The sequence below is a fragment of the Brasilonema sennae CENA114 genome (genome assembly GCF_006968745.1).
In the GTDB taxonomy this organism is placed as follows: Bacteria; Cyanobacteriota; Cyanobacteriia; order Cyanobacteriales; family Nostocaceae; genus Brasilonema; species Brasilonema sennae.
On the sequence record NZ_CP030118.1, the window covers coordinates 1,741,103 to 1,767,561 of the forward strand.

Consider the following 26,459-nt stretch of genomic DNA (forward strand, 5'->3'; position numbering starts at 1 on the left):
GAATCATTGAAGAAGTAGTCAGAACTCAGAACTCAGAATCAAGATGAAGAAGTAGTAGTAGTAGAATTCAGCATCACTTCTGTTGGGGAATCAACCCCAACCGATTGTAGACAACGCGCTTGTGCTCTACTTGGATCCCCATCCCGCCATTCATCATTCATCATTTATAATTCCTACCTGCGTTAAAACAGATAGGATCGTAACAATCGAAATCTATAGCATATTGACTGGGGATAAAGTTAATTATGAATTTGGTTGGACTCCAGAATTGGCTAGACAATGCCTCATTTGCAGTTCTATTTGTGACAATGCTAGTTTATTGGGGCGGGGCGGCTTTTCCAAACTTGCCTACAACTGTTGTAGGTACGGCTGGAATGGCGATCGCTAATTTGTGCATAGCAACCTTACTAGGTGCAAGATGGCTAGAAGCTGGGTATTTTCCTCTGAGTAATTTGTATGAATCTTTATTCTTCTTAACTTGGGGAATAACCACTGTCCATCTGATTGCCGAAAATACAAGTCGCAGCCGCTTAGTAGGAGTTGTGACTGCACCTGTCGCTATGTGTATCACCGCTTTCGCTACCCTCACCCTACCATCGCAAATGCAAGTCGCAGAACCTTTAGTACCTGCGCTGAAATCTAATTGGCTGATGATGCATGTCAGCGTGATGATGTTGAGTTACTCAGCTTTGATGGTGGGTTCGTTAGTGGCGATCGCCTTCTTGATTGTCACCAGCGGTAAAGAAATCCAATTACAAGGCAGTTCTGTCGGTACTGGTGGATATCGTAGCAACGGCTATCGCTTGCATAAAGTAACTGATCTAAATGCTCAACCATCGACAGTTGCTGCTGAGAATAACGGAGTCGCTCGTATAGAAAGCAACAACAACGGCAAAACTGCTGTTTTAGATTTAGTCACCGTCACTCAGTCTCAAGCTGTCGCAACAGAACCCCTTTCACCCCAGCGTCTGAGCCTTGCCGAAACTCTAGACAACATCAGCTATCGTATTATTGGATTGGGATTTCCCCTGTTGACTATTGGCATCATTGCTGGTGCTGTTTGGGCTAACGAAGCTTGGGGGTCTTACTGGAGTTGGGATCCGAAGGAAACTTGGGCACTGATTACCTGGTTAGTTTTTGCTGCTTATCTTCACGCTCGCATCACTCGCGGTTGGCAAGGGCGTCGTCCTGCACTTTTAGCTGCGGGTGGCTTTGTTGTTGTTTGGATTTGCTACCTAGGGGTTAATTTGTTGGGTAAGGGTTTGCACTCATACGGTTGGTTTTTGTAATTACCTAACCTCCTCCCCCTCTTCACTTGCGAAGAGGGGGTAGTTAAACCACTGTTGAGAGGGAACATCAAATTTCAAAATGAGTCACTTTATAGCTTGATTGGGCAAAAGTCCTACAAGCTGATGGCGCTATCCTCCTGAAGGGAGCCACCCAAAGGGCGATCGCGTAGTGCCTCCTACTGCCCAACAAAACTTGGCTTGGTTGCCCTAAATCTCTGATTTGGGGAAGCGCTTCAATCACCTAACTTGCTTCCAGAAATCCCTTTACTGTCTCAACAGAAACGCTAACAACAGGGTGATTGAATATTGCTTTTAATGCCTCTGTGCCACCTGCTTTTAGGGCACTAAGGAGCCGCTGTTTGAGGCTCGGGTTATCATTGATGTGCTCTTTGATTACCTCAATTGCAACAGCTTCTTTTCTAGTTATAGGATTCTTAGCCAGTTCATTTAGCAATTCCTGAATCTCTGCCTTTAAATCTGACGATACATGAATTTCGCCACCTATTATTTCAGCAGAATTAGTTACATCCTTATCAATGATAATATCTACATTATTTTCTGTAGAACTTGTACTTTTTTCAGTACGGATTTTTCCACCTTCAACTTTAGAACCATTTACACCGCCGCCAATCTTAATAGATGCTCTATTTGTATTAGTCATGTTTTTGCCTCACTTGCAGACTGTATTTAAACTAAGAAAACACTATCTTTATTCATCCTCTTGGTTAGAAGATTGATCAGAGGAAGAATCCTGACTTTCTGAACTTTTGTCATCACCAGGTTCAGGAACTTGTTCAGTTTCAATACTGGCTCCCAAAATTTCACTGTTATTCACATCTCTACCAATATTAACTGAACCATCAATTAAATCGTTCCCAGCACTTTGGGAATTAGCTGTAGCATAGGTGTTTAATATGAATTGTGCGCCTTCCTTGGAAAGATTAGATATAACAGCAACAGCGGATTTATCACCATTTACTATACTTAAAAAAGAATTTTTATCAATTTGAATTTCACCATCTCCTTTGGGACTCCAGTCAATACAGTCAATAAAGCAACTTGTTTGATAAACTCTATTATTCTGAGCTTGTTTATCACTTTTATTTTGATGTTGAACTTCATTGATAACTATATTTAAATTTAGACCACCCCTTTGAGTTTGAAAGAATTTAGCACAGTTGAGATGACATTTATCTAAAGTGAGTAGTGTTAAATCTGCATATCTAAAATCTACTCCGGTTAAATTACTTTCAATCAAGCTACTATTTCTTAAAGTTGCATTAGAAAAATTAGCTTTAACTAAATCAGATTTTTCTATTCTAGTCTCTATCATTCTGGCACGATGGAGCCTGACTTCGTTAAGGTTACATTGATTGAAAATACTAAAACAAAGATTTGTATCAGAAATATCTGCTGATTTTAGTGTTTTGCCATTGAATGTTGTTCTAATAAATTCACAATTATAAAGTTTTGCTTTTAATAAGTAAGTAGCTTCAAAATCTGTATCTATAATTACGTTATTACTGAGATCTACATAATTCATTAATGCGTTATCAAACTTACAATTACTAATAGTTCCCTTTTTCTCGACTTTCCCTTGTGTGGGCAATACTGGTTTTGAGCCAATACGACAAGTAATTGATTCAGTTACGCTTGTATTTTGCTTCTGAGACTTATCAATTTGTACTCCTAAAGTAGTAAACCGAGATTTCGTAAATATCGTTTTATCAAAGGCACAATCATAGAATATACAATCTATTAAGTGCGATTCAGAGAAGTTTGTATTTTCTAAATTAGAGTCTTCAAATTTGCTATATATCCTAGTTTTCAAAAAACTACAATAACTTAAATCGCAATTTAAAAAACTAAGATATTCGTTATTCTCTAGTCTTGATTTATTGTAATTTAAGGTTCGGCTATTGTCAAAAACTGATTCTCTTAACCGTGCTTGCATAAACTCTACTTTAGATAATTGACAATTAGTAAAATTTGCAAACTCCATTGTAGAGTTTATGAATTGCACATGAGTAAATTTCGAGCCATTAAAACTAGCAAGACTTAGCTCCGAGTTGATAAACTTTACATTATAAAGCTGGCAGTTTTGGCAATTCAGTTTATAGAGATTACTAACTCCATCAAATTCAATATACGCTACTTTTATACCAGATTCGCTACATTTTTCCAGAAATATTCTTGGGTCATTATCGCCTAAGTCTGTTTGATTAACCTCAGCCTTAAAGGTTAGGGTAAGAAAACCTTTATTGATTTGTATTTTATCAGTACCTCTTAATGTGCCTATAGTTGGCAATGTGTCTACAGTAGAATTGAGAGAAACGCTAATTTCCGGATCGCTGTAATGATTAAACTCAAAACCATCTAGTTTTGACCAAGAGATATTCATGAAAAACCAGTATCTCGAAATCGGTATTGCTGGTAATGGCGTAGGAGGGACTACCAACACCTGAGGGTTATTGATATCTCCATAAACCATGACAGTACAAATGCAACCTTTATGCTCATAGCTTATATCGAATGCTTCAGGCAAGGAAATATTTCTCTCTCTGGGTCCAATAGCAAAACTTATTATCATAATTAATTAGCCTCCTCACCCGTTTTGCTGTTGATTGTATCTTTGATTCGCTCTAATACTCTTGACTGATTTCTCATAACTTCCTGAGCAGTAACTTTTAAAGTACAATATCCCCTAATTTGGTCATTAACTAATTTATTCTCAAAGTCACTCTCAGCTTGTTCGTCCCATTTTCCACCAATTTTTCTGTATTCTTCATCTCGGCAATAGACAATAACACCATAGTTTTCAAAATCTATGACTAAACACTGTGCTAATTCCTGTCTTGGTGCATAATTTCTTATATTATTAGGTACAGGTAACTCCTGTTGTTGTACCATTGTGCTCAATGAGCTTAAAAAGTTAACACCAACAGGAGATAACTCAGACTGTAGTTGTAAGTCTTGCCACGATGAATTAGATTTTGGCCATCTCAAGTAATATGTCGGTCTTTCTACAACTTTGCCATTACCATTTACGCTTGAAATGACTTCAAGTGAAGGGAACTTTAAATCTTTGATAGATTCGTCAAGACTAGCGAAATCTTCAAACATCTTTTTCCCCGGATAAATAAATTCTCTAATGAGTTTACTGACTTTATTAAAGTTAGTTTTTAGTTGACTGACTGAATCTGCATGACTTTTATAGGCGCTGATTTGTCGTTCTAGTTCTTGCCTTTTTTGTTCTAGTTGTTGTATTTTTTGAACCTGTTCTGCTTCTAGGAACTGAAGTTGCTTTAATTGCTCTTGGTCTTGTGTTTGTTGCTCTTCTAAATTTTGTTTTTCTACTTTTATCTCTTCTAGCTCTTTATTTTTCTGTTCAGCTTCTTTAACGGCTCCTTCATACTCTTCACTTAATCTAATTTGTTCCGCATTTTTGTAGAAAGGTCTAGGGTTAATACCATATATAATTATTATTTGTAATTCCTCACGAGCGGACATATATCTTCTATAAGCAGCAACTATACCTTTACTTAGATAAAAAGCAAATGTTGAAGAAATAGCTGCTAAAACAAAAGCTATAGCAGGAAGATACGGGTCTGCATACTTGGCATTTTGATTTCCTACTAATACTGCTTGGAATGTTATAAATACATCTCCTAATAAAATAAAAAATATTGGTGAAACTTTCCTACCAAATAAAGACATTTTTATTCTTTGCCCAAGAATCTCTGATTCATCTACTAGAGTAGTTATAGGTAAAGCAGCCGTTACAAGTAAACTGAGTACACCTTTAATTGGAAATATAAGTATCTTGTCGCTATCCGACAGAGCAAGCCTTTGTCCAAAGGAGTAGTCCAATATTGCAAACTGCCCAAAACCCAGACAGCATAAAACAATGAATAACATCAAAAATAGAATTCTGTGGCGAATTTGTTCTTGTTTATACCATGTTTCAAGTTGTTTACGGGATTTTGGACTTTCAATGTAATTTTGGTACTGTTCTTCAATCTCTTGTCTGTCTGGCTCATTTACAGTCATGTTTACTCCTTAATGAGATTGATAATTTTTGTTCTTCAATAAGCTATAACTGTTTTAAATCTTTGGGAATTTCGCAAGCAGGAGATTCAGGACTATCCAAATAAGTTTTTTTGTATTTTGCTTCTATCATTGATTCCAAATCATGCTCAAGAAGAACTCCGCCCATATCACTTATCTCTAAAAATTCTCTTGCTACTTCATTACTAACTTGTTTACCTTCATGAAAAGCCTCACTTGCATTTATCCTTCCTTTTTCTTTTTGTCTTAACAAAAATTTTAAAATTGGATATTGTCTGGAAAAATTGAAATAATTAATGGCTCCGACTTTTGATGTATCTTTATCCCGTACGTAACGTTCAAGAGTTATATTCACTCCAGCTTCTTTCATTTCAAGTGGTAGAGAAACCAAGAAAATAACACTTTTAATATTGGGATTACGAATTTGAAGGTTTCTCTCCATGCTCAAATACAGAACTTGTTCTTGTTGCTTATTATCATTAGACGGTTTCCAGGCAAGACAAGTATCTTTATTTGTATAAATAAAACCATTAGCATATTCATCTATACGACTAATATCAAAAATTTTATAGTTACTAGAAAATGTAACCAAAGTCGTAATTTTTGGTGTATAGTTTATGCTGGTTAATACTTTGTCTTGTTTTTCTGTTTTTATATTGACATTGACGGGTAATCTCAACACTAATTTATGAGGAGAGCAGCTTTGACTTCCAAATATGCGACTGTAGATAGAATCATTCAGTTGCACACTTTCCTTCTGAGCGTCTTGAGTTGTAAATTCACATTGATGCTTACAGGATGTCAGTGCTAAACTAGCCAGGATAATAGTTGCACTAATTCCTAATAATTGGTAGAAACTTTTCATTTACACCTGTATGATTCAACATATTTACAGCCATTTTCAGGTAAATAGACTACAGTCGTAGAGGCGCAATATCTTGCGTCCTTACAAGCGGTGTGGTTCATTTAGGTGAAAACTGCTGTAATTTGCAAAAGAAGTGCTATTTGTTTACTATTTTGGCTGTAAATAGTCTGTAGCGTGAGTTCACCATTGCTGATTTTGTAGATGGTTACAGTGTCCACTCATACTAAATGCGTATACTTATGCGGAATTTACTAACTTAACTACCAATTCTCTTCGCTGTATTCCAGATATTTACCAAACTTTGTTCTAAATTACTCTCACAATAACAGCTACTTAAGTACTATGAGTATCTATTGAAACCACATTTTACTCAATCTTTACCTTCTCTGACATCTTGCACCTTTCAATAAGGGTAGGGTGAGTACTGTCAGCCCTACGAAATAATAAGCCTTTTTCGCCTGCGATTTTCGCTTAGGAGGCGGCGGTACAAGATTATGAGTTCTCTAACTGTTTTTGTTTTTTCAATAAAAAAGCTAAGAATAACAAAAAGATGTGATAGAAATCACACTAAACTATAAAAACACGAGTAAGTGCCCGAATGGCGCTAACTCGTGTTTAGATTAAAGGGTAGCGATCGCTCAATACTGTTCAGTAGGATAAATCCTGCTTTTAGCTTTGATCGCCGACCAGAAGGTACGGGGTTTTCAGCATTTTTCTTATAAAGTCACTGAGATTGCGGTTACAATAAGTGGTATCATAATTTGGTTGCAAAAGCTGCTATGGAACGCGAAGCTGTAACAATCCGTTTTCCATCTGATCTACTTGCTAAAGCCAGAAGTCTCAAGGAAGGCAATGAATCTTTGAACGATTTAGTCATTGAAGCTGTAGAGCAGGAGGTGCGACGTCGGAGGGGTTGGGCAGCCCATCAACGGATTATTGCTCGCAGCGAGGCAGTTAAAGTGAAAACTGGTATACAATCAGCCTCTACAGAGTTGATCCGTAGCCTCAGAGAGAGCGAGGATCGATATGACTAGAGTCCTGTGCCTTGATACCAGCGTTTGGATACCTTACCTTGTACCAGAGACTTATCAGCTTCAAGCTAGAACCTTAGTCACAGAGGCATTAAGTCTTAACTTGCGCTTAGTGGCTCCAGCATTTACTTGGGCAGAGGTAGGATCTGTGCTGCGAAAGAAAACTCGAATGAAAGTGATCACAACAGAGGAAGCACAGGGTTTTTTTCAAGACTTCTGCGAACTTCCCATTGATTACATAGAAGAGGAAGTCATTCGGGTGAAAGCTTGGGAAATTGCAGAGCGATATGTACTACCTACGTTATATGATGCAGCATTTATAGCTTGCGCTGAAAGTGTTTCTGCCGAGTTTTGGACGGCGGATGTAACACTTGTCAGACAACTCACGCCTCGACCGATTTACCTAAGAGAACTTTCTTGAAATTTAGTGCAAAAACGCAAAGAATTCTTTGCGTTTTTGCGTTTTTGCGTTTTTGTAGAGACTAAACTTTCACATCCAATGTACGCACCAAAAATGCCCACTTATCTGCAATTTCCTCAATGATCTTTGCTGTAGGCTTACCAGCACCATGTCCCGCTTTTGTCTCAATTCTAATCAGTGCTGGCGCATCACCATTGTGAGCAGCTTGCAAAGCAGCAGCAAATTTGAAACTATGGGCAGGAACAACGCGATCGTCATGATCGGCTGTGGTAATCATTGTTGCTGGGTATGCTGTACCTGATTTAAGCTTGTGCAGTGGCGAATAAGCATAAAGTGTTTTGAAATCTTCTTGATTGTCTGGCGAGCCATATTCAGAAGTCCATGCCCAACCAATAGTAAATTTATGGAAGCGCAACATATCCATAACACCCACAGCAGGTAAAGCAGCACCGAATAAATCGGGACGTTGAGTTATGCAAGCACCAACAAGTAATCCGCCGTTACTTCCACCGCCAATTGCTAACTTAGCAGGCTTTGTATAACTGTTGGCAATCAGCCACTCAGCAGCAGCAATAAAGTCATCAAACACATTTTGCTTTTTCGACTTCATACCCGCCTGATGCCATTCTTCCCCATACTCACCGCCACCGCGTAAGTTAGCCAAAGCATACACACCACCCATTTCCATCCATACTAAATTACTGACAGAAAAGTTGGGGCTTAGAGAGACATTGAAACCACCATAACCATAGAGATATATAGGATTATTACCATCTAATTTAATCCCCTTTTTATAAGTAAGAAACATTGGCACTTTTGTACCATCATTGCTTTTATAAAAAACTTGTTTTGTCTCGTAATCTTCGGGGTTAAAAGCTACCTTTGGCTGACGGAAAAGTGTGCTCTTTCCGCTTACCATGTCGTAGCGATAGACGGTTCCTGGTGTGGTAAAGCTGGTGAAACTATAGAAAGTTTCGGTATCATGTCGCTTGCCATGAAAGCCACCGGCTGAACCGAGTCCTGGTAATTTAACCTCACGTATCAATTTGCCTTTTAGGTCAAAAATCTTAATTTGGCTATGAGCATCTTGAAGATAATCAGCAACAAACTGGTTATTAAGTATACTAACGCCTTCTAAAGTTTCTGTCGCTTGAGGGATGATTTCTTTCCAGTTTTCTCGTGCCGGATTTTTAGTATCAATAGCAATGACTCGTCCTCTTGGTGCGTTGAAATCAGTGCGGAAATAGAAGATAGAATCGTCATTATCGATCACACTGAAACTAGACTCAAACTCCTGAATCAGTTCTACAACTTTCGCTTTTGGGTTCGTCAAATCTTTGTAGAAAACTAAATTTCTAGGGTCACATCCTTGCCATACAGAAATAATAAGGTAACGTCCATCTTCTGTGACATCACCGTTAAATCCCCATTCTTTCTGGTCTAGACGATTGTAAATCAGTAAGTCTTCTGATTGAGGTGTTCCCAGTTTATGGTAGTAAAGCTTTTGGTAATAATTAACATCTTCTAATTTTGTTTTTTCCTTTGGCTCATCATAGCGACTGTAGAAAAACCCTTTACTATCATTTGTCCAGGATGCACCAGAGAATTTAATCCACTTCAAGTGGTCTTTGAGGTCAATACCTGTTTCAATATCCCTCACTTTCCATTCTTGCCAGTCAGAACCAGCAGTGGATAGACCGTATGCTAAAAAATTACCATCTTCACTAATAGTTGTTCCTGAAAGAGCAACAGTACCATCTTCTGAAAGTGTATTTGGGTCAAGTAAAACTTTTGGTTCAGCGTCGAGAGAAGTTAAGGTGTATAAAACAGACTGGTTTTGCAGTCCGTTATTTTTAAAGTAAAAGTAACGCTTACCCTCTTTGAAAGGAAGACTATATTTTTCGTAATCCCATAATTTGGTGAGACGCTGCTTAATTTTTTCTCTTGCAGGAATTTCCTGAAGATAGCCAAAAGTCACTTTATTTTGTGCTTCTACCCAAGCCTTTGTTTCTACTGAGTCAGGATTTTCTAAGGGACGATAAGGGTCTGCTACTGAAGTACCGTGGTAATCATCAACTTGATTGTTTTTGGGGCTAACTGGATAGCTCAAGTGTTTTTTTTCAGACATATTTCGGTGTGAAGAGGGTAGTTTTACATAGTGTAGGGGTTGGTTCTTAGTTATGCCATTTTGTATTGATGAATGCCAGTCAGTATAAGTTTTGGCAATTGCAATATCAGGAGCTAACAACCACCTACATATAATGATAGTTGTGAGTAAGATGAACAAAAATCGCTGTAGAGTTTTCATCAGTCAACAAGTTTTTCGCCTTTGAGCATCCGGGATGCGGCTTCTAGTAAGACTTCTTCAAGATATGGTTTGGTGAAATAACCGCTTGCACCCATTTGAATTGCCATTTGTCTGTGCTTTTGTGCACCCCGTGAGGTAAGCATAGCAATCGGCAAATGCTTGAGGTTAGGGTTTTTCTGGATGCGAGATAGCAACTCTAAGCCGTCGCAGCGAGGCATTTCAATGTCACAAAATACAATATCACAAGGTAGATCACAACGCAGTTTATCCCAGGCTTCTTGACCATCACGCGCCTGTTCTACACGATAACCTGCTTTACTAAATGTCAGTGATAACAATTCCCGTACTGTAATTGAGTCATCCACAATCAGCACTGTGGGGTTCATTTCCACAGCAGCCGTTTCTTGTATAGTAGGAGTCTGCTGCTGTTGGCAAAGACTGGCACTACGCTGTTTGGAGGTTCGTCCTTGGAAGATGTCAATAATTTCCATAACATCCGCAATAGGCATAATACGACCATCACCCAGGATCGTCGCACCAGCAACACCAATAGGTTTGGGCAACGGTCCTTCAAATTGCTTAATCACGATTTCTTGCTCGTTAAGCACTTGATCTACCTGTAGGGCAAGAAGGACATTTGCCGATCGCACGACAACAACACAAATCATATCGTCGTCCCGATGACCACCATAAATACTACCTCGACTCAGTTGACGATGAACAGTTAAAATTTCTTTGAGTTGTTGCAATGGCAGGAGTGTGTTACGCCAAGGAATGTATTTCTGCCCATCAGAATTTTGTTGGATATTTTTTACAGGAACATCTAAGGTATCTTCCACACCATCCATTGGGAAAGCAATGCGCGCTTTATCAGATATACAGCAAAGGGCTTTGCAAATACTCAGAGTCAGGGGTAGACAAATAGTGAAAGTTGTTCCCCCGCCGAGAGTGGAATGAATATTAATTTTCCCTCGCATTTCGCTCATTCTAGCGAGAACAACATCCAAACCGATACCACGACCTGCTAATTCATCTTCTTTTTCTTTGGTACTAAAACCTGGTTGGAACAGTAAATCGTAAACATGATGTCGAGATAAGCTTTTAGCTTGTTCTGGCGTTATTATGCCAATCTTAATGGCTTTTGCCTTCACCGCTTCTATGTCAATACCTGCGCCATCATCACTGATCGAAATGACAGTTTGATTACCTTGATGGAATGCGCGGACAGTTATAACTCCCACAGGTGGCTTACCAATCGCTTGTCGTATGTCTGGTGTTTCGATACCGTGGGCGATCGCATTGTTCAGTAAATGAGTCAGTGGGGTTTTAAGATGTTCCAGAATCACTTTGTCTATCAAGGTTTCTCGACCTTCGATAACGAGTTGCGCTTGTTTACCACACTTGATAGCGCTTTCGCGCACTCCTCGTTCTAAAGGAGTGGTGACTTCCGCAAATGGTTCCATTCGCGATCGCATTATCCCTTCTTGAAGCTGGTTAGTCACCTGTCGGAACTGTCGCGCGACTCCTTCGGTATCTTCTGTTACAAAATCAATATCACTGGCTGCCTCACGTACCCGCACAATCAGTTCAATCATTTCTTGCGACAGGGTATGAAAAGGACTAAACTGATCCATTTCCAATTTAGTCAAACCTCTGTCTATATCTTTATTGTAATCATCGCTGTGATGACTGCGGTTCGGGTTAACAGATGCATCTAATAGCGATCGTTCGTACAATTCCTGCATTCTCGCCCCGACATTACTCAACTGCTGCATTTGAAGCAGCAAGTTATCTAAAAACTGTCGCAGACGTTGTTGGTCTTGTTCCAACGTGTTGCGATTAACGACTAATTCTCCTACTAAATTACTCAGATCATCCAGATGCTTAACTGGAACTTTTATTAGTTGTTCAAATTTTGTCGTGCGATAGACAAAGGGACGAGGAGACAAATCTTTCTTGCCTCTATCTGATGTTACCTGGTTTGCTGCTACACCCAATAATTTTCCTTGAGCGGTTCTTTCTTCTGATCTGAGTTCTGCATTGACCTCTGATACTACTTCCTCGCTTAGTAACTCATCTAACTCAGTCAAGTTGCCATTCAAGAAGATATCAATTTCTTGAGTTAATTCATCTTCTGAATCAACTGCTTCTATTCTGAACAAATTTTCCTTGACATCAAGTGCTGAATCTAGCTGTAAAAAATTATCGCCATCCAAATCTGCTTCTGTGTTTATAATCTCTGGCTGTTGGTGTGAGCACTCAGAGTTCACCCTCAAATTAATATCTTGAAGTTCTTGTGTCAAAAAACCATTGTTAACTAACTCTTGCTTATTTTCAGCTTCTAAAGACAATATCGTAAATTCTGGAGCTAATTCTACAGCTTCTGGTTGTTGGGAAAACAAACTCAAATCTATCTGAGATACTATAGATGTACTTTGGGTACCTATAGTCGTGTCAATAGAAGATGATTCTTTGATATTTAATGTTAACTTTTGAAACCAATCATCGTCGCTTTCTGATAAAAACAACAAATCTAGTTGTTGTTCTTCCATGTTCAAATTAAGTTCCGAATCTTCAAACATCAAACTATCTAAGGTAGAAGTTTTGGACTGATTTACTACATCATAAAAAAAGTCTTCAGCAGCGGTAGCCAACAAAATTTCTTCTAACTCACTTGCTACATGCTGTTGATCGGGAGGAGAAAAATCGTCATTTTTTCCCTTTAATTCCAGTTCCCAAAACTTATTAATATTTTCTATTTCAATCTGCGAACTCTTGAGTTCATAAGAAGTTGATTTTTCCCCAGGCAAGCCTATTATATTATCTTCTGCTGTCTTAATAAATAGATCTTCTAAAGTTAAGATTTCGTCTTGATCTGATATTGTTTTTACATTAGTGAACAGAGGATAATCTCTTGCCTCTATTAGTTTTGCTTTTATCGATTGTAATGATAAATCATGAGAGCTACTTTCTTGTTTTTTGGAAAGATCGATATTGGCAATAGTCTCTGTTTGTCTTTGATTAATTTTTCCTGTGTATAATTGTTGATTTTCATCTAGTAAGAGTTCTAAGAGACTAGTCACTTTATCTTGTATTTTTTCCCCAGTACCAACAAACTGTTCTAATGGAGTTTTTACAATTTCTGCTATATCTTGTGGTGCAAGTTTTTTCTCAAAAGTTAACTCTTCAGTTAAGTGACTCGTTGTCTGATGATCGGATTCTAAATTGTCTTCTAATAAATCATCATAAAACAAAAGAGTATCTTCTTCTGTTTCTATTGCTTGCTGCTGAGTACTAATTGTGCTTTTATCAATTAATTTTTCAAGGACGTCATTAGTTTCTTCGGTGTTGCCATTGCTAACATCTCTTTTTAATTTATCCTCAGCGTTAATCTCTAAAATTTCTTCTTTGTCCCACATTTGGTCTTCTAAACTGTCACCTTCAAAAAAATCAGCCAGGAGATTTAAGTTAGATCTTCTGACTTCTTGTTCTTGGTTCTTCGTATCTGTTGTATGAGTTAAAGGAGGGTTATCATTGCTATTGAATTGCTCAGACAGTTCAGATAAACTAGTAATTCTGTCATGTTCAGCAATGTCCAAAAAGCTTGTATAAGTGGCATTACTTGTTGTTTGTGCTATTTCTTTACTATATTCCAAGTATAAAGTGCTAGAAGATATAACTGGTGGTAATTCTAATAGTTCTGTTGGGCTATCTGACTCACCTGCCAAAATCAGGGGTTTTTCTAACAATTCAGTTGTCTGTTCTACCCTGATGAGTGCCTGCAATTGCTGACTAATTGTTATTTCAGTTTCTTTACCTGCAATAACTAATTCTAAAGCTTGTTTAAGATCTGTAATAACGGTTTTAGCGAGAGTGAGATAGGTATTTTGTGGAAATGCGATCGCACTTCCTGCTGTTCGACACAAACTACACCAGTTAGACCAATTGAATTCTTCACCAAGTTCAGCTAACTCGTCACAACACTTATAAAGGCTTTGCCGTGTTTGCGGTGTTGCAGTTTGTTTAAACAGTTGCAACATTTCCCGTAATATCCGGATAACTTGACTTTGCACAGTTTGTAGGTTTTGCAAACTTTCACTTCTTTGTGGTAGAGTCTGTGGCAAAGTTGCAGGAGAAACTTTTGCTAAGATACTTATATTTTCTGTAAGTTTCTTGCGACTTTCTTCTACTAGTAAGTCCAAATGTTCTTGCAGCCATTTGAAGACCGGTTCAGTTTCTGACATTAGGGTCTGTGCCATTTCATCAGTAAGACCAGAAGGTTCGGTGCAACTTTCTAACAGCGCTTTTAAGGTATCAGATACACCAAGAAACAAAGATTCTAATTTTTGGTCAACTTGAATTGGATGCTGTTTGAGAACCTTAAAATAGTCTTCCAAACGGTGAGCCGTGTGTTGAATGCTACTCATACCAAGCATTGCTGCTCCTCCTTTAATGGAGTGAGCCGCCCGAAAAACTTCGTTAATCATTTCCGGGTTATCAAGGGTACTCTGGAGATTCAGCAAGCCCTTTTCTATCGTATCTAGGTGGTCTTTTGCTTCCTCAATGAAGTAACCCAAAATGCGCTGTTGTTGTTCTGGCAGCATAGTTTTTAATCATTAAGTCATTGGTCAACAGTCAAAAATCAATAGTTAATAGTCTATATTCAAAAGTCAAGACTTATACATTGAACTATAGACTATTAACTAGTTATCTTGTATTTTCAGAGATTTCGACTTGGAAACGTTCAACGGAGGTGATCAGCTCACCAGATACACTCACCAAACTATGTAAAGCACCAGATACTCGTTGTGCTTCTCGTGAAGTGTCTTGCGCTGTTAATTCTACAGATTGCATAACTTCAGCCACAGTACTGAAGGTTTCGGTCTGTTCAACAGTGTCCAAGGTAATCCCACGCACTAAAGCATCGATGCACTTGGCGACTTGAATAATTTTTTCTAGCGATCGCTTGGCTTCTTCTGCCAAGTTCGTACCTTTAATGACCTGTTGTATACCTTCCTCCATCGCAATCATCACAGAGCCTGTTTCGCTCTGAATTTGCATGACTATTTGTTCTATTTCTTTCAACGACTTAGCTGATTTATCTGCTAACTGGCGTACTTCATCCGCCACAATTGCAAAACCTCGTCCGGCAGTTCCAGCGCGTGCCGCTTCAATGCTAGCATTGAGTGCTAACAGATTCGTCCGAGAAGCAATTTGCGAAATCAACGCCACAATCTTGGAAATTTCTTGGCAAGACTCTGCCAGTCGCTTCACTTTTCGGGTTGTTTGCGCCACGGTTTCCCGAATTTCTAAAATCCCTGCCAAAGTATTCTCTACTGCTTGTCCACCTTGAAGAGCAATATCGCTAGCATCACGGGTAACAGCTTCTGCTTGCTGTGCTGCTTGTGCGACACGTTGGATTGAGTCAGTCATAACTTGTACAGAATTCAGCGTCACCGCCAATTCTTGCGCTTGTCGTAGGGCATCCCCAGATAAGGCCCTAGCAAAGGTTTCCGAATTGGTTGCCCCTCTGGTAACTTCGTGCGCAGCGACTTTCACCTGTTGTACCAGATCCCGCAGGTTTTGAATTGTGAAGTTAAAAGCATCAGCGATCGCTCCAAGTACGTCGGCAGTTACCTCAGCTTGCACTGTCAAATCTCCTCTGGCAGCTCCTTCTACATCGTCTAACAGGTGAATCACTTGGCGTTGCAGGTTTTCTCTAGCTTCCTCTTGTTCTTGAGCTTTACGTGTAGCTTCATTAGTAGTCGTTAATATAACACGAGTCATTTGGTTAAAGCCAGCTGCCAGTTGCCCAAGTTCGTCTTTTGAATACACGGTGGCTTGGACATTAAAGTTTCCTTGGCGCACAGCATCAAATTGGGCTTGTAGATCTTTAGCTGTGCGGTAAATTTGCCTCTGGGTGAGACTCCCCATAATACCTGCGCTAGCAAACCCAGCAATTCCAGATGCCAAAGTCATTACCCTACCTGTGTTTTGTACCAACTCCCGTTGTTCAACTGGCGACAACTTCGCATAAACAAAGCTGACTCCAGCAACAACCAGGGCAGAAACAACACCCACTGTACCAGCGACAATCCATTGTTTAGTTTGTAGAGGGGCATTTGCTAATGGAGCAAGAAAACCTTGCTTGACAGAGACTTGAGGTTTTCTGTTCCACAGATCAGCTCGGATAATGACTGGGACTTTTCGTTGCGAACCAGTACTCATAAACACCTCAGAATCACGAGCATCTTGGCTACTACGCAAAGCCCAATCGTCCCTTCCGGGCAGGAGAAAAGCTCCATCACCTTTGAGGGTGCTATCCCAAGTCAAATCGTAATTTTGCTGAGTGAGTGTAGTCTCTGCCTGAGTGGGTTGTGAAGTGTTTTTTTCCACAGATGTTGAAGATATCTGTGGTTCCTCAAAGAGAGAATTTTGTCTGAAGTTGAATCCCGGAATATTCCCTGAATCGTCAAATTGATCAAAGTCCTCTAAAGACTCTATTTTGTCAGCCTTAAAAGTATTTGTATTCTCTGCTTTCGCTTCTTGATGATTCACATTAGATAGTTGCCGTGCTTCTTGTTGAATAACATCAGAAAAGCTATCGCTAAAATTTTCTTTTGAATTGAACGTTGTATCAGATACGATACTATCGTCTGTTGATATATCAAATGGACTGCTAATAGGTAGCTCTTCCATGTCGTCTACAGCTTTTTGAAGTTCATTTAAGGAATTTAAATGAAAGCTGCTACTGTTAGTCTTAAAGTTTTGATTCTCTGCCGAATTTTCTAATTCTTGTTTCTTCACTGTTTGAGATTGAGAAGAATCAGGAAAATTATTGTCTTTTTTATCGTGTTTCTCAAAATCTTGAGCATCTAGCTTTTGTTGATATTCTTTTATATTGTCAAGACCATTGCGGGCAAGGCGAATAATTTCTTGGTCATCTGTAAACTTTAAAACTTTTTGGTATTCTATTTTTGCCACATCACACTGCTGCAAAACATAGTATATGTGACCCCGCAGCAAAGATATATTAGGGTCATATGGTAAATGTTGCACCAGTTGATCGATCAGAGTGGCTGCTTGTTTGTAGTTTCCTTGCACGTAAGCTTTATAAGCCTGAACATAGGTCTGCTCATACTCTTTTATACTCACTACCCTTTTGTGCCTCCATTTCATTCTGTCGCTTCATTAAACGACTGAAAAATCTGCGGTGCCCCAACTCGCTGCACTTAAATTGAAAATTCACTCAGGCGCTCATTGAAAAAAGATTCTTTATTTTGTAAGCGCACGCACGAATCAGGCATTGCAAGAGCGTGTCCCAAGGGGACTTACACATAGCATTTTCTCTGGGCATACGCGCTCTTCGTGTCTGTCCGCCCAAGCCAAGTGCCGTAGGCATAGGACATAGGACCTAAGCGAGTTGGGCTAACTGATTTTTTACCCAACCCATAGCGCACTTCGTAAAATTGCTTTGTGATCAAGCAGCCGTAAACACTGATTTTTTTTAGCCCCTAATATCCATTCTCCTTGTAAAAACAGAGCCATTGTATCTGGTACACTCCTCATAGATACCCTTAGCTGCTTTTTATCAAGCCAGTCCATACCGCCGATTTCTTCAACCGCTAAACCGACTATTATATCTTGCTGTTCTATAGCAATCACAGGAATCTGAGAACGATTGGTATTTAAGGTGGTTCCTTGTCCTAGAAATTGACCCAAATCAGCCACCCAAATCACTCGACCTCGTAGATTTAGAGCACCCAAAACCAAGGAAGAAGTATTAGGAATTGGGGTAATTCTATCAGGACTGAGTTCAATTACCTCCCGAATATCACTGGCTAGTAGTGCAAACTCCTGACGCAAGGGTTCACCCTGAGCGGAGCCGAAGGGAATATAAAATCTTAGACATAACTCTTTTTCTGGACTTTTTACTTCTAATTCAGAACGGGACTGCTCTTGTCCACTTCCTCCTAAAAAGTCCGCTTGAGTGATCATTTTGTGTTCATCCTTATCCTCGCAACAGCTGTTTGACTGTTCCAACCAACTCAGTTGGTTGGAAGGGTTTAGCTATATAGGCATCGGCTCCCTGTTTGATACCCCAGTAGCGATCAACTTCTTCACCTTTGGAAGAACATATCACTACCGGAAGATTTTGGGTTTTAGGATTAGACTTTAAGCGACGACAAACTTCATACCCATTCATCCGAGGCATGACTATATCCAAAACGACTAAATCGGGACAAGCAGTTTGAATTGCCTCCAATGCTTCTACTCCATCACTCGCATGGGTTACTGTTAAACCACTCGCTTTTAATAGGTCTGTAATCATCTCCCTCTGTGTAACACTGTCTTCCACTATCAGAACTGTACTCATATGACGCCCATATACCTCCTGATGTAGACGTTTCTGCTTAGAACACTTGCTGATTTCCCTAACCGTCTTTACTGTATAAAATAATTCTATCCCAACCTGTCAAGAGTACCCTATCCGAATCAAAATGCTATCTCAGTTATAAAAAAGTTAGCAATTATACGGCTGTAAAACACAAAAGTTCAGTACACAATAGAAATAGGTGACAAATTATAACAGGTATTTGTTGTGTGTTCATACAGTATAGACGTAACATGACATGTGTGTATGTGATTCAAACGATAATCGCTATCTTGGATACAAGTGATTAATCATACAAAAATGATGGACGATAAAATTGAAATATTTCAGCCGTGGGATAAAAATAAAAAAAATCGCACAGCCTGCCATTTGGCATACAAAGTAGCGTATCCTTCACGCATAGAACATACCCGAAGGGTGAGACAACCTGCTGCACAAACGTAGGTGCAGGTAACTGCCTCTGGTGTTGGGTTTAACTGATTATAGTAAATTTTATGACCTCTTTTTACTTATATACGTAGATAATTGTTCACTGATTTTAGGAGTCTTAAGTACACAAAAGGAATAACAGTGTGCTGTATTTAGCAGAAGTACAAAAGCAGAAAGGCGGTTTACTTGGTGGTGGCAAAACTGAACTAAAACTATTGGCTTGTCAACGAACTGACCAAAGTTGGAGTACAGTTTCTGAAGAAGTGGTTCCTGCTGAGGAAGCTAGCAAATTAAGTGATGGAGTCCTCGTATTGGTTGAAATCAATCCCAAGCGTAAAGTACAACGGATTCAAGAGGCGGGACGTCCGATCGTAAATATTTTGCAGAATTTTTCCCGTCAGGTGGAAAAATGTAAGCTTAGAGAAGAAGAAATTAACCAGTGGAAGCAGTCTCTGACGTTTCAAGCCCAAGAGTTAAATCGGCGTGAAATGGATATGGAAGAGCGTTTGGAACAACTGCAACAAATGGAGGATAAATTTCAGCGCTTGGAGGCGCAACAACAACAACTAGAAGCTTCCCGCCAGGAAATTGAAAAGTTGCAAACGGAGATTTCGTGCAACCGTAAAGAACTCGAAGGAGCATGGGAGCACTTGCGGGGTGAGCAACGTCGCTTGGAAGAGTACAAAACACAGTGTTCGTACTCTGCTGTGTTGGATAGTCAGCAAAGTCCAGCACTAAACGAGTTACTTGCTCAAGTGTCTACTAGCCTTGCTTTTACACAAACAGTACGCGAATATCTCAATCATGCCCTGAAAGTGCTCGAAAGGCAGCAGGAAGTTTTAACAAAGAACTCAGGAGTCAGTTGTCAGAACTCAGAAATGTTGAAATAAGCACAGAAAAAAATAATCGAGCATTCAGTACGACTGGCTCTTGAGTCGAGGAGTCTGATTCCCCATTCGTCTGAATGCGAGCCAGAAAGTTATATTCATAACTGTTTGAAGTAAATCCACTCACCTTCAACTTGGGCGATCGCACCTCCAGGAAATGGATCAGTCTCCGAACGGTTTGGTGCATTGATTAAAGCAATTAGTTTTTCAATTTGCTCGAAACTAGAAGCACTCTGAATTATTTCTTGTAATACCTGACGCATGACGCGACGCTGTAGCGCCAGTGGCGCTTTCTGTAATACGCCACGGTTCAGCTTTATTGAATATGCCTCATCTGGCGATATCACCATCGCCTCTTGTCGCAACTCTACGGCAGCTTGTTCTAAATATTCTACTTCTGCTTGCAAAATTTCAGCAGTTTGGGCAAGAACTGATTCAACTTTAGGGTTGAAATTTTCTTGCAAATATGGTATTACATTTTGACGGATGCGATTACGGGCAAACTTCAAATCTTGATTTGTTGAATCTTCCCAAACAGGTAGCTGAAAGTCTTGGCAAAATTGCCCAGTTTGCATACGAGTTATTTCTAACAGTGGGCGTATAAGCACGATGCCATTATCCAGCAGTCGTTGCCATGTTAATGCTTGCAAGCCATCAGCACCTGTACCGCGAATTAAGTTGTAAAGTAGAGTTTCAGCGCGATCGCTAGCTGTGTGACCTGTAACAATGCAATGAAATTGGTTTTCCTGGGCGATCGCACTAAAAACTTGATACCGCCAGTTACGTGCAGCAGCTTCGCTTTTTAAAGGTTCGTCAGCTGTTCGTATATAAAATGAAACACCCCAATTTTTTGCCAAGTTTTCTACATGCTTAGCATTTGCTTGGGAGTCGGAACGCCAGCAATGGTCGCAGTGGACAATACTTAGATACCATCCCCATTTTTTTTGTAAATCTAACAGTATTTTGATCAGACACAGGGAATCTTGTCCACCTGAAACTGCAACTAATAGTCGTTGGTTGCGCTCAAAGAGGTGACGAGAGCGGATCGTGCGGTGTAATTTTGCATGGACAGGAGTCCAAGGAGTGCGATCTGCCAATGGATGCAAGCTTCGCTTATCGCTCATTCAGCAATTTAAAGTTCAAAGGAGTGAAACAAAGGGAAAATGATAACTGGTCACTGTTAACCCTTCGGGTATCTCCTGCGGAGACGCTACTTTGTAAGTCCCAAAGGGACACGCTTACGCGTTCGCTCTTAGCGTGCGCTTGCGCTTACGCCCTTGGCGTGCGCTTTGCGCTTACGCAGTCGCCTAGGTCGGGAAAACGCCAGGTGCTACAACGGGGCGGCACGTTTTGGGGGGAAGCTTCCCCCCAAAAGCTGCCTTGGGAACCCTAACGCCAGATCCCTACGGAGGGAAACCCTCCTGCAGGACTGGCTCCGCAACGCACTGGCTCCCCTCCTGCAGCGCTGGCTCACTGATAACTGATTCAGTCATGGGAGTGACAAACAACTGTCATTGATCCGTCATATTGGCTTGTTAGAGTTATCTCAAGGAAAAATTAAGTTTGCTCCTATCACCACAATTTGTGCTCTCTTGTATGGTAGATAGCAAAGGAGCATTTTTATAGCATATATTTATTCACACCACGCCGTTTATTTTTTCTGTGACCTGTCATGCCTTTTTTCCCCAAACTGCGTCCATTCATTTTGATAGTCTTTTTTATAAGCTTCCTCTTAAGTGGAGTGCTCTCAGGAGGCTATTTTAGCAATGCTGCAACACCAAGTGCAGTCACACCTGTGTCTAATGTTGCCCTCACTCAGGGGGTACGTAAAACGGTATTGAAAAATGGTTTAACAGTCTTAACTAAGGAAGTCCACACCGCACCTGTGGTGAGTGTGCAGGTTTGGTATCGAGTTGGTTCGCGCAACGAGAAAGCAGGAGAGAGTGGCATATCTCACCAGCTAGAGCATTTGATGTTCAAAGGAACCACAGATCGTCCAGTACAATTTGGTCGGCTGTTTAGTGCTTTGGGAAGTCAGTCCAATGCTTTTACGAGTTATGACGAGACAGCTTATTTTGGCACAGTGCAACGCGACAAATTAGAAGCCCTAGTCACCTTAGAAGCTGATCGCATGGAAAGCGCTTTAATTGGGGCTGAACAACTGACAAGTGAAAAGCGCGTCGTCATCTCGGAATTACAAGGATACGAAAATTCTCCAAGCTATCGCCTTAATCGGGCTGTGATGCGAGCAGCTTTCCCGAAACGGGCTTATGGTTTACCCGTAGGAGGTACAAAAGCTGATGTACAGCAATTCACAGTGGAGCAGGTACGGAACTACTACAAAACCTACTACAGCCCTGACAATGCCACTCTAGTTATTACGGGAGATTTTGCCACAGAACCTGTGCTGAAAACTGTCCAAAAAACTTTTGGGAAGTTACCAAATCGGGGGAAACAAGACAGCCAAACTAAGGAAAATTCTTCAAAATCACCTTCTTCTACCTCTACTCCTAAAAAAACACCCCCTCCCTCCTCTTCTTCTAGCTCTACTTCTAAAAAATCACCTATCGTCTTAAAAGAACCAGGAAGCGCTGCATTATTGCAAGTCGTTTATCCTCTACCAAATGTTAATCATCCAGACGTACCAGCAATTGATCTGATGGATGTGATTCTCACGGGCGGACGTAGCTCACAGCTTTACCAAACCTTGGTAGAATCAGGCTTGGCAAGCTCGGTGGGTGCAAGTCCTTCAGAACTCATCGAACCAGGTTGGTACGAAATTAATGTCACAGCTGCTGCAGGTCAACCCCCATCAAAAATTGCTCAGGTGTTGCAACAGTCCTTGGCTCAACTGCAACAAAAACAAGTTACCACAGAAGAATTGAACCGAGCAAAGACGCAACTCCAAGCTTCCTTTGTACTTAGTAACCAAGATATCACCTCTCAGGCGACACAGCTAGGATATAACCAAACTGTCGCTGGGGATTATCGTTATGTTGAGGGATATCTTAAAGCAATTGCCAAACTCACAGCAGCAGATATACAGCGAGTAGCGAAAACTTACCTCAATCCTGCTAAACAAACTATCGGCTTCTTTGAACCCACTCTACCAGGTGGTAAGCCAGGGAGTTCCAGTGGTGCTTCTAGTCGCACTGTAGAAAACTTCAGCCCTGGTAAGCCAGTTGATCCAGCAGAACTTGCTAAATACCTCCCTCCTGCAACATCAGCCACTGCTTCGACTCAACAACCGTTACCACAGCAATTCACACTCAAAAATGGCTTGCGCGTTTTGCTGCTACCTGATCACAGTGTCCCCACTGTGAATCTCAGTGGACAAATTGATGCTGGTGCTGAATTTGATACTAATCAGAAAGCAGGTTTAGCAAGTTTGGTTGCAACCAATTTAATGAATGGAACTCAAACCAAAAATGCTCTAACTCTAGCAAAAACCCTGGAAGATAAGGGAGTCAGCTTGGGATTCGCTGCTAGTCGTGAAGGAGTTGGTATTGGTGGAAATGGGTTGTCTGCTAATATGCCGATATTAATTCAAACTCTGGCAGATGTAGTACAAAATGCTACCTTCCCAGATAAGCAACTAGAACTTACTCGTCAGCGGGCTTTGATAAGTCTGAAAGTACAACTCGATGATCCTCGCGGATTGGGACGACGGGTATTCCAACAAGCAATTTACCCTGAAAATCATCCCTTTCATAGCTTTCCTACAGAAGAAAGCTTAAAGAGCGTAACTCGTGCTGATGTGCTTCGCTTTTACCAGGAACACTATCGCCCAGATACGACAACGATCGCCCTTGTTGGTGACTTTGACCCTAACCAAGTGAAAGCACAATTCAATAAAGCTTTCGATAAATGGCAAGTTCAGAGTAAGCCACCGACTCTTAATTTACCTGCGGTGTCCTTACCGCAAACAATGAAACAGTTGAGTTCAGTGATTCCCGGTAAGACGGAAGCTGTTACCTACATAGGTTACAATGGTATTGCACGCAAAGATTCTCGTTACTATTCTGCTTTGGTACTCAATCAAATTTTGGGCGGCGATACCTTATCTAGTCGCTTGGGTACAGAGGTGCGCGATCGCCAAGGTTTAACCTACGGTATCTACAGTGGCTTTTCTACAGGTATCAATCCTGGTCCATTCTTAATTCAGATGCAGACCGCTCCAGGAGATGCTCAGAAGGCTATTACCAGCACTCTGGCTTTACTTAAGCAGTTGCGAGACCAAGGAATCACCCAAGGTGAATTGAATACAGCCAAACGCTCAATCACCAATAGCTACCCTGTAGAATTAGCTAATCCTAGTAGCGTAGCGAGCATGATTTTAGATAATGCCGTTTATGGTCTTTCTCAAACAGAAATCCGAGAATTTCCTAAACGAATTCAAGCAGTGACTCCGGTTCAGGTGCAACAGACAATACAAGAACTTATTCATCCAGATAAGCTGGTGATTGTCACGGCTGGACCTGGAGCTTAGGTCAAGTATGTAAGGATAAATATTCAGCAACCCAGTGTCTGAAGACACTGGGTTGCTGATTAACGACTGGTCAAATTTAAAACGAGCGCGGCAGGGTTCGAACCTGCGACCAACGGATTAGAAATCCGTGGCTCTATCCACTGAGCTACGCGCCCAATCAAAATAACTGCCTCGTTGGACAGTCACTTTATACATTATATCTATAAACCTAAGCAAAAGGCAATCTAAAATTATTGCAGATTTCACCTCGGCGAAGCTAAGATCCAAGTCGTCGCAAAAGTGAGTCAATGAACAAACACTAGAAACAAAGCAAATGGCATATTGGTTAGTCATAGGCGTGATCGCAGTACCAGTTTTAGGTTGAAACTGACTGGTTCAGTTTTATCAAATCTGTCTTTTGAAGTATTATTCAGCCAAAAAGCTGCTAAAAAAGTGCATTTCTACAGTAAAGTTCTATGAGTAGCGCTAACACCGAGTTACACCATCTCAAAACTATGTTCTCCACTCAAGGCATTGTCTGGGCTATCCTAAGTTAGAGTCTGCTAGCACTTCTACAATTTATGGTGTTTAGTAGTATAATGTCATATTCACTCTTGCTCCGAAAGCCTGCTGAGTGCAATGTTATTGGAACATATATTTTTGAAGCAATAGCTGATCTGGCTGCTGGTGTCTTATGCTTAAGAAATTGGCGCAGTCCACAAATACAAGAGTGGTGATAGTGTTTAGTTAGTCATCAGTATCGTTATGTTTTTATATTTCCTTGGAAAGATATTTGTCAGTTGTACAGAAATAGTCTTGCAAGAAAAACTTATCGTTTCCCTTGCGGTTCTGTTTTTTGTGAGCACTGATTTTTTCCTGGGGTTGGGCATGATGCGCTTTAAATGGGCCACAAGTTGGGTTCGTAACTATCAAAATAGAGAGATATTTAGAGGTATTTTGGGCGTGAAGTGGAGTTTTATTTGGCATGGGCGCTGTTGGAGGAATACGACGCATAATTTATCCGTTCGCGACGTGTCAGTGGAAGAAAAACAGTTTAGAAATTTGTGGTGTCTACCGTGAGAAAACTAACAGAACCAGATAAACACGAAATTCTCAAATTATACCGCGAAACTGCCGAAACAACCTCAACTTTGGCAGAACGCTATGACGTGAGTAACTCGACAATTAGCCGCTTACTCAAAAGTACTCTGCCAGAAGATGAGTATGAATACCTTGTGTCTTTAAAGCGTGCTGCAAGAACCCCTGAAGGAAGGGCACAAGTTAGCTACGACAATCTGCCGGCTTTTAGCAACCAGTCACAGGAAGACGAGAAACAAGAGCAAAAAGCTTTAGAGCCTGAAGTTTCGCAAACTGTCGTTGAGATTGCGCCCCTGCAAGTTCCCCAGACGCCTAAGTCGTCAGAGTCTCCTGCAGCAGCAGTTGTCTTACCGCAAGAAGAACCTGTCGTTGCACAAAACTTGCAGCTTGTGGAAGTTGATGAGCCAACTCATGCTAGCAGACGAGTGAAGCGGCGCTCCTCAGCCGAGACAAAACCAATTTTACCAGTCCGAGCTAAGCAATATGAGCAACCATATGAGCAACCAGTTGCCGAGCAATTGGAACTTCTAGAACAAAAACCCCGAGAAATAAAACCTCCAGAAATAAAACCTCCAGAAATAAAACCTCTAGAAATAAAACCTCTAGAAATCACCACCATTCCTAGTCCGCTTTTGGAAGATACACGTCCAGAGGCTAATGTGATAGCGGAAATGTTTGGCGAAGATTTGCTAGACGAGTCAGATGATTTGGAGGATTTGGATGATGATGATGATGAGGAATATGACGACGAAGACTTTGAACCAGCTCAACCTTTAGTCACAAGACCAAGATCGGGTGAAGCCTTAGTAAGAGTCTTACCATTGTCATCAGCGGCTTTGCCCAAAACTTGCTATTTAGTTATAGATCGTTCCTCAGAATTAATCACTCGTCCACTGCGGGAATTTGGCGACTTGGGACAAATTCCTAGCCTGGAAACTCAACAAAGAACGCTACCAGTATTCGATAACCATCGAGTCGCAAAGCGCTTCTCAACCAAGCGCGATCGCGTGATTAAAATTCCTGATACTAAAATGCTGCACAAGGCTCGTTATCATCTAGAAGCAAAAGGAATCACTCGACTGTTAATAGATGGTCAAGTCTACTCCTTGTCTAATGTTTAATCATTAGCTTGATTTCAAAACAAGCCTCCCACTTTATTCAAAAGTGTTGTACAGCACAGTAGAGACAGATACACACACA

At 40.6% G+C, this 26,459-nt stretch carries 15 protein-coding genes, 1 tRNA gene and 1 pseudogene; 6 read left to right on the top strand and 11 right to left on the bottom strand.

The annotated features are described in order from the left end of the window. The first annotated feature begins 245 nt into the window (after positions 1-245). The gene (gene ccsB, locus DP114_RS07370) at positions 246-1,289 is read left to right on the top strand and encodes a c-type cytochrome biogenesis protein CcsB (protein ID WP_171975796.1); all 1,044 of its coding nucleotides are present in this window, start codon (positions 246-248) and stop codon (positions 1,287-1,289) included. A 241-nt stretch (positions 1,290-1,530) separates the two neighbouring features. Here the strand turns inward: ccsB and DP114_RS07375 are convergent, their stop codons facing one another. The 4 genes from DP114_RS07375 to DP114_RS07390 are packed head-to-tail and all read right to left on the bottom strand — an operon-like array spanning position 1,531 to position 6,222. Beyond that, a complete protein-coding gene (locus DP114_RS07375; RefSeq protein WP_169265803.1) occupies positions 1,531-1,950 on the bottom strand; it encodes a hypothetical protein in 420 nt (139 codons plus the stop codon). Between the two features lie 48 nt (positions 1,951-1,998). After that, positions 1,999-3,879: a pentapeptide repeat-containing protein gene (locus DP114_RS07380; RefSeq protein ID WP_169265804.1), complete on the bottom strand. Its 1,881-nt coding sequence runs from the start codon at positions 3,877-3,879 to the stop codon at positions 1,999-2,001. A 2-nt stretch (positions 3,880-3,881) separates the two neighbouring features. Further along, on the bottom strand, positions 3,882-5,339 hold the full coding sequence (locus DP114_RS07385; RefSeq protein WP_171975797.1) for a hypothetical protein: 1,458 nt from the start codon (positions 5,337-5,339) through the stop codon (positions 3,882-3,884). A gap of 43 nt (positions 5,340-5,382) precedes the next feature. Continuing rightward, positions 5,383-6,222, bottom strand: coding sequence for a hypothetical protein (locus DP114_RS07390; RefSeq protein WP_169265806.1), 840 nt, complete (start codon positions 6,220-6,222; stop codon positions 5,383-5,385). Positions 6,223-7,001: 779 nt separating this feature from the next. On the opposite strand from DP114_RS07390, the gene DP114_RS07395 reads away from it, so the two are divergent. Both DP114_RS07395 and DP114_RS07400 read left to right on the top strand, forming a co-directional pair. Beyond that, positions 7,002-7,256 carry a YlcI/YnfO family protein gene (locus tag DP114_RS07395; protein ID WP_169265807.1) on the top strand — a complete coding sequence of 85 codons (255 nt, stop codon included), beginning with the start codon at positions 7,002-7,004 and terminating at the stop codon, positions 7,254-7,256. After that, entirely contained in the window at positions 7,249-7,674 is a 426-nt protein-coding gene (locus tag DP114_RS07400) for a type II toxin-antitoxin system VapC family toxin (protein WP_169265808.1), read from the top strand. Before DP114_RS07395 ends, DP114_RS07400 begins: the two co-directional genes overlap by 8 nt. 61 nt (positions 7,675-7,735) lie before the next feature. Here the strand turns inward: DP114_RS07400 and DP114_RS07405 are convergent, their stop codons facing one another. The 5 genes from DP114_RS07405 to DP114_RS07425 form a co-directional block, all read right to left on the bottom strand. After that, positions 7,736-9,802 (bottom strand): prolyl oligopeptidase family serine peptidase, encoded by a 2,067-nt coding sequence (locus DP114_RS07405; RefSeq protein ID WP_171978139.1) that lies wholly within the window; start codon positions 9,800-9,802, stop codon positions 7,736-7,738. 179 nt (positions 9,803-9,981) lie between these two features. Continuing rightward, the gene (locus DP114_RS07410; RefSeq protein WP_171975798.1) at positions 9,982-14,586 is read right to left on the bottom strand and encodes a response regulator; all 4,605 of its coding nucleotides are present in this window, start codon (positions 14,584-14,586) and stop codon (positions 9,982-9,984) included. A 103-nt stretch (positions 14,587-14,689) separates the two neighbouring features. Beyond that, entirely contained in the window at positions 14,690-17,161 is a 2,472-nt protein-coding gene (locus DP114_RS07415; RefSeq protein WP_171975799.1) for a methyl-accepting chemotaxis protein, read from the bottom strand. Between the two features lie 261 nt (positions 17,162-17,422). Next, complete coding sequence (locus tag DP114_RS07420; protein WP_169265812.1) at positions 17,423-17,980, bottom strand: chemotaxis protein CheW; 558 nt, start codon at positions 17,978-17,980, stop codon at positions 17,423-17,425. Positions 17,981-17,993: 13 nt separating this feature from the next. Further along, positions 17,994-18,359 (bottom strand): response regulator transcription factor, encoded by a 366-nt coding sequence (locus DP114_RS07425; protein WP_169265813.1) that lies wholly within the window; start codon positions 18,357-18,359, stop codon positions 17,994-17,996. A 590-nt stretch (positions 18,360-18,949) separates the two neighbouring features. Here DP114_RS07425 and hmpF point away from each other — a divergent pair. Beyond that, positions 18,950-19,648, top strand: a pseudogene (gene hmpF / locus DP114_RS07430) (pilus motility taxis protein HmpF); the annotation flags it as partial. Between the two features lie 143 nt (positions 19,649-19,791). On the opposite strand, the gene tilS reads toward hmpF, so the two are convergent. Beyond that, positions 19,792-20,817 carry a tRNA lysidine(34) synthetase TilS gene (tilS, locus tag DP114_RS07435; RefSeq protein WP_171975800.1) on the bottom strand — a complete coding sequence of 342 codons (1,026 nt, stop codon included), beginning with the start codon at positions 20,815-20,817 and terminating at the stop codon, positions 19,792-19,794. 548 nt (positions 20,818-21,365) lie between these two features. Between tilS and DP114_RS07440 the strand changes: the two genes are divergently transcribed. Then, entirely contained in the window at positions 21,366-24,182 is a 2,817-nt protein-coding gene (locus DP114_RS07440; protein ID WP_171975801.1) for a M16 family metallopeptidase, read from the top strand. Between the two features lie 82 nt (positions 24,183-24,264). On the opposite strand, the gene DP114_RS07445 is transcribed toward DP114_RS07440, so the two are convergent. Continuing rightward, positions 24,265-24,337, bottom strand: a tRNA-Arg gene (locus DP114_RS07445). A gap of 900 nt (positions 24,338-25,237) precedes the next feature. On the opposite strand from DP114_RS07445, the gene DP114_RS07450 reads away from it, so the two are divergent. Then, positions 25,238-26,380 carry a transposase gene (locus DP114_RS07450; RefSeq protein ID WP_171975802.1) on the top strand — a complete coding sequence of 381 codons (1,143 nt, stop codon included), beginning with the start codon at positions 25,238-25,240 and terminating at the stop codon, positions 26,378-26,380. The last annotated feature ends 79 nt before the right edge of the window (positions 26,381-26,459 follow it).

What these genes read in the sequence shown, in the direction of transcription:
- DP114_RS07395 (WP_169265807.1), top strand. Translation starts at nt 7,002, where the DNA reads ATGGAACGCGAAGCTGTAACAATCCGTTTTCCATCTGATCTACTTGCT.
- DP114_RS07440 (WP_171975801.1), top strand. Translation starts at nt 21,366, where the DNA reads ATGCCTTTTTTCCCCAAACTGCGTCCATTCATTTTGATAGTCTTTTTT.
- ccsB (WP_171975796.1), top strand. Translation starts at nt 246, where the DNA reads ATGAATTTGGTTGGACTCCAGAATTGGCTAGACAATGCCTCATTTGCA.
- DP114_RS07410 (WP_171975798.1), bottom strand. Translation starts at nt 14,586, where the DNA reads ATGCTGCCAGAACAACAACAGCGCATTTTGGGTTACTTCATTGAGGAA.
- DP114_RS07380 (WP_169265804.1), bottom strand. Translation starts at nt 3,879, where the DNA reads ATGATAATAAGTTTTGCTATTGGACCCAGAGAGAGAAATATTTCCTTG.
- DP114_RS07400 (WP_169265808.1), top strand. Translation starts at nt 7,249, where the DNA reads ATGACTAGAGTCCTGTGCCTTGATACCAGCGTTTGGATACCTTACCTT.
- DP114_RS07375 (WP_169265803.1), bottom strand. Translation starts at nt 1,950, where the DNA reads ATGACTAATACAAATAGAGCATCTATTAAGATTGGCGGCGGTGTAAAT.
- DP114_RS07385 (WP_171975797.1), bottom strand. Translation starts at nt 5,339, where the DNA reads ATGACTGTAAATGAGCCAGACAGACAAGAGATTGAAGAACAGTACCAA.
- DP114_RS07425 (WP_169265813.1), bottom strand. Translation starts at nt 18,359, where the DNA reads ATGAGTACAGTTCTGATAGTGGAAGACAGTGTTACACAGAGGGAGATG.
- DP114_RS07415 (WP_171975799.1), bottom strand. Translation starts at nt 17,161, where the DNA reads ATGAAATGGAGGCACAAAAGGGTAGTGAGTATAAAAGAGTATGAGCAG.
- tilS (WP_171975800.1), bottom strand. Translation starts at nt 20,817, where the DNA reads ATGAGCGATAAGCGAAGCTTGCATCCATTGGCAGATCGCACTCCTTGG.
- DP114_RS07405 (WP_171978139.1), bottom strand. Translation starts at nt 9,802, where the DNA reads ATGTCTGAAAAAAAACACTTGAGCTATCCAGTTAGCCCCAAAAACAAT.
- DP114_RS07420 (WP_169265812.1), bottom strand. Translation starts at nt 17,980, where the DNA reads ATGATCACTCAAGCGGACTTTTTAGGAGGAAGTGGACAAGAGCAGTCC.
- DP114_RS07390 (WP_169265806.1), bottom strand. Translation starts at nt 6,222, where the DNA reads ATGAAAAGTTTCTACCAATTATTAGGAATTAGTGCAACTATTATCCTG.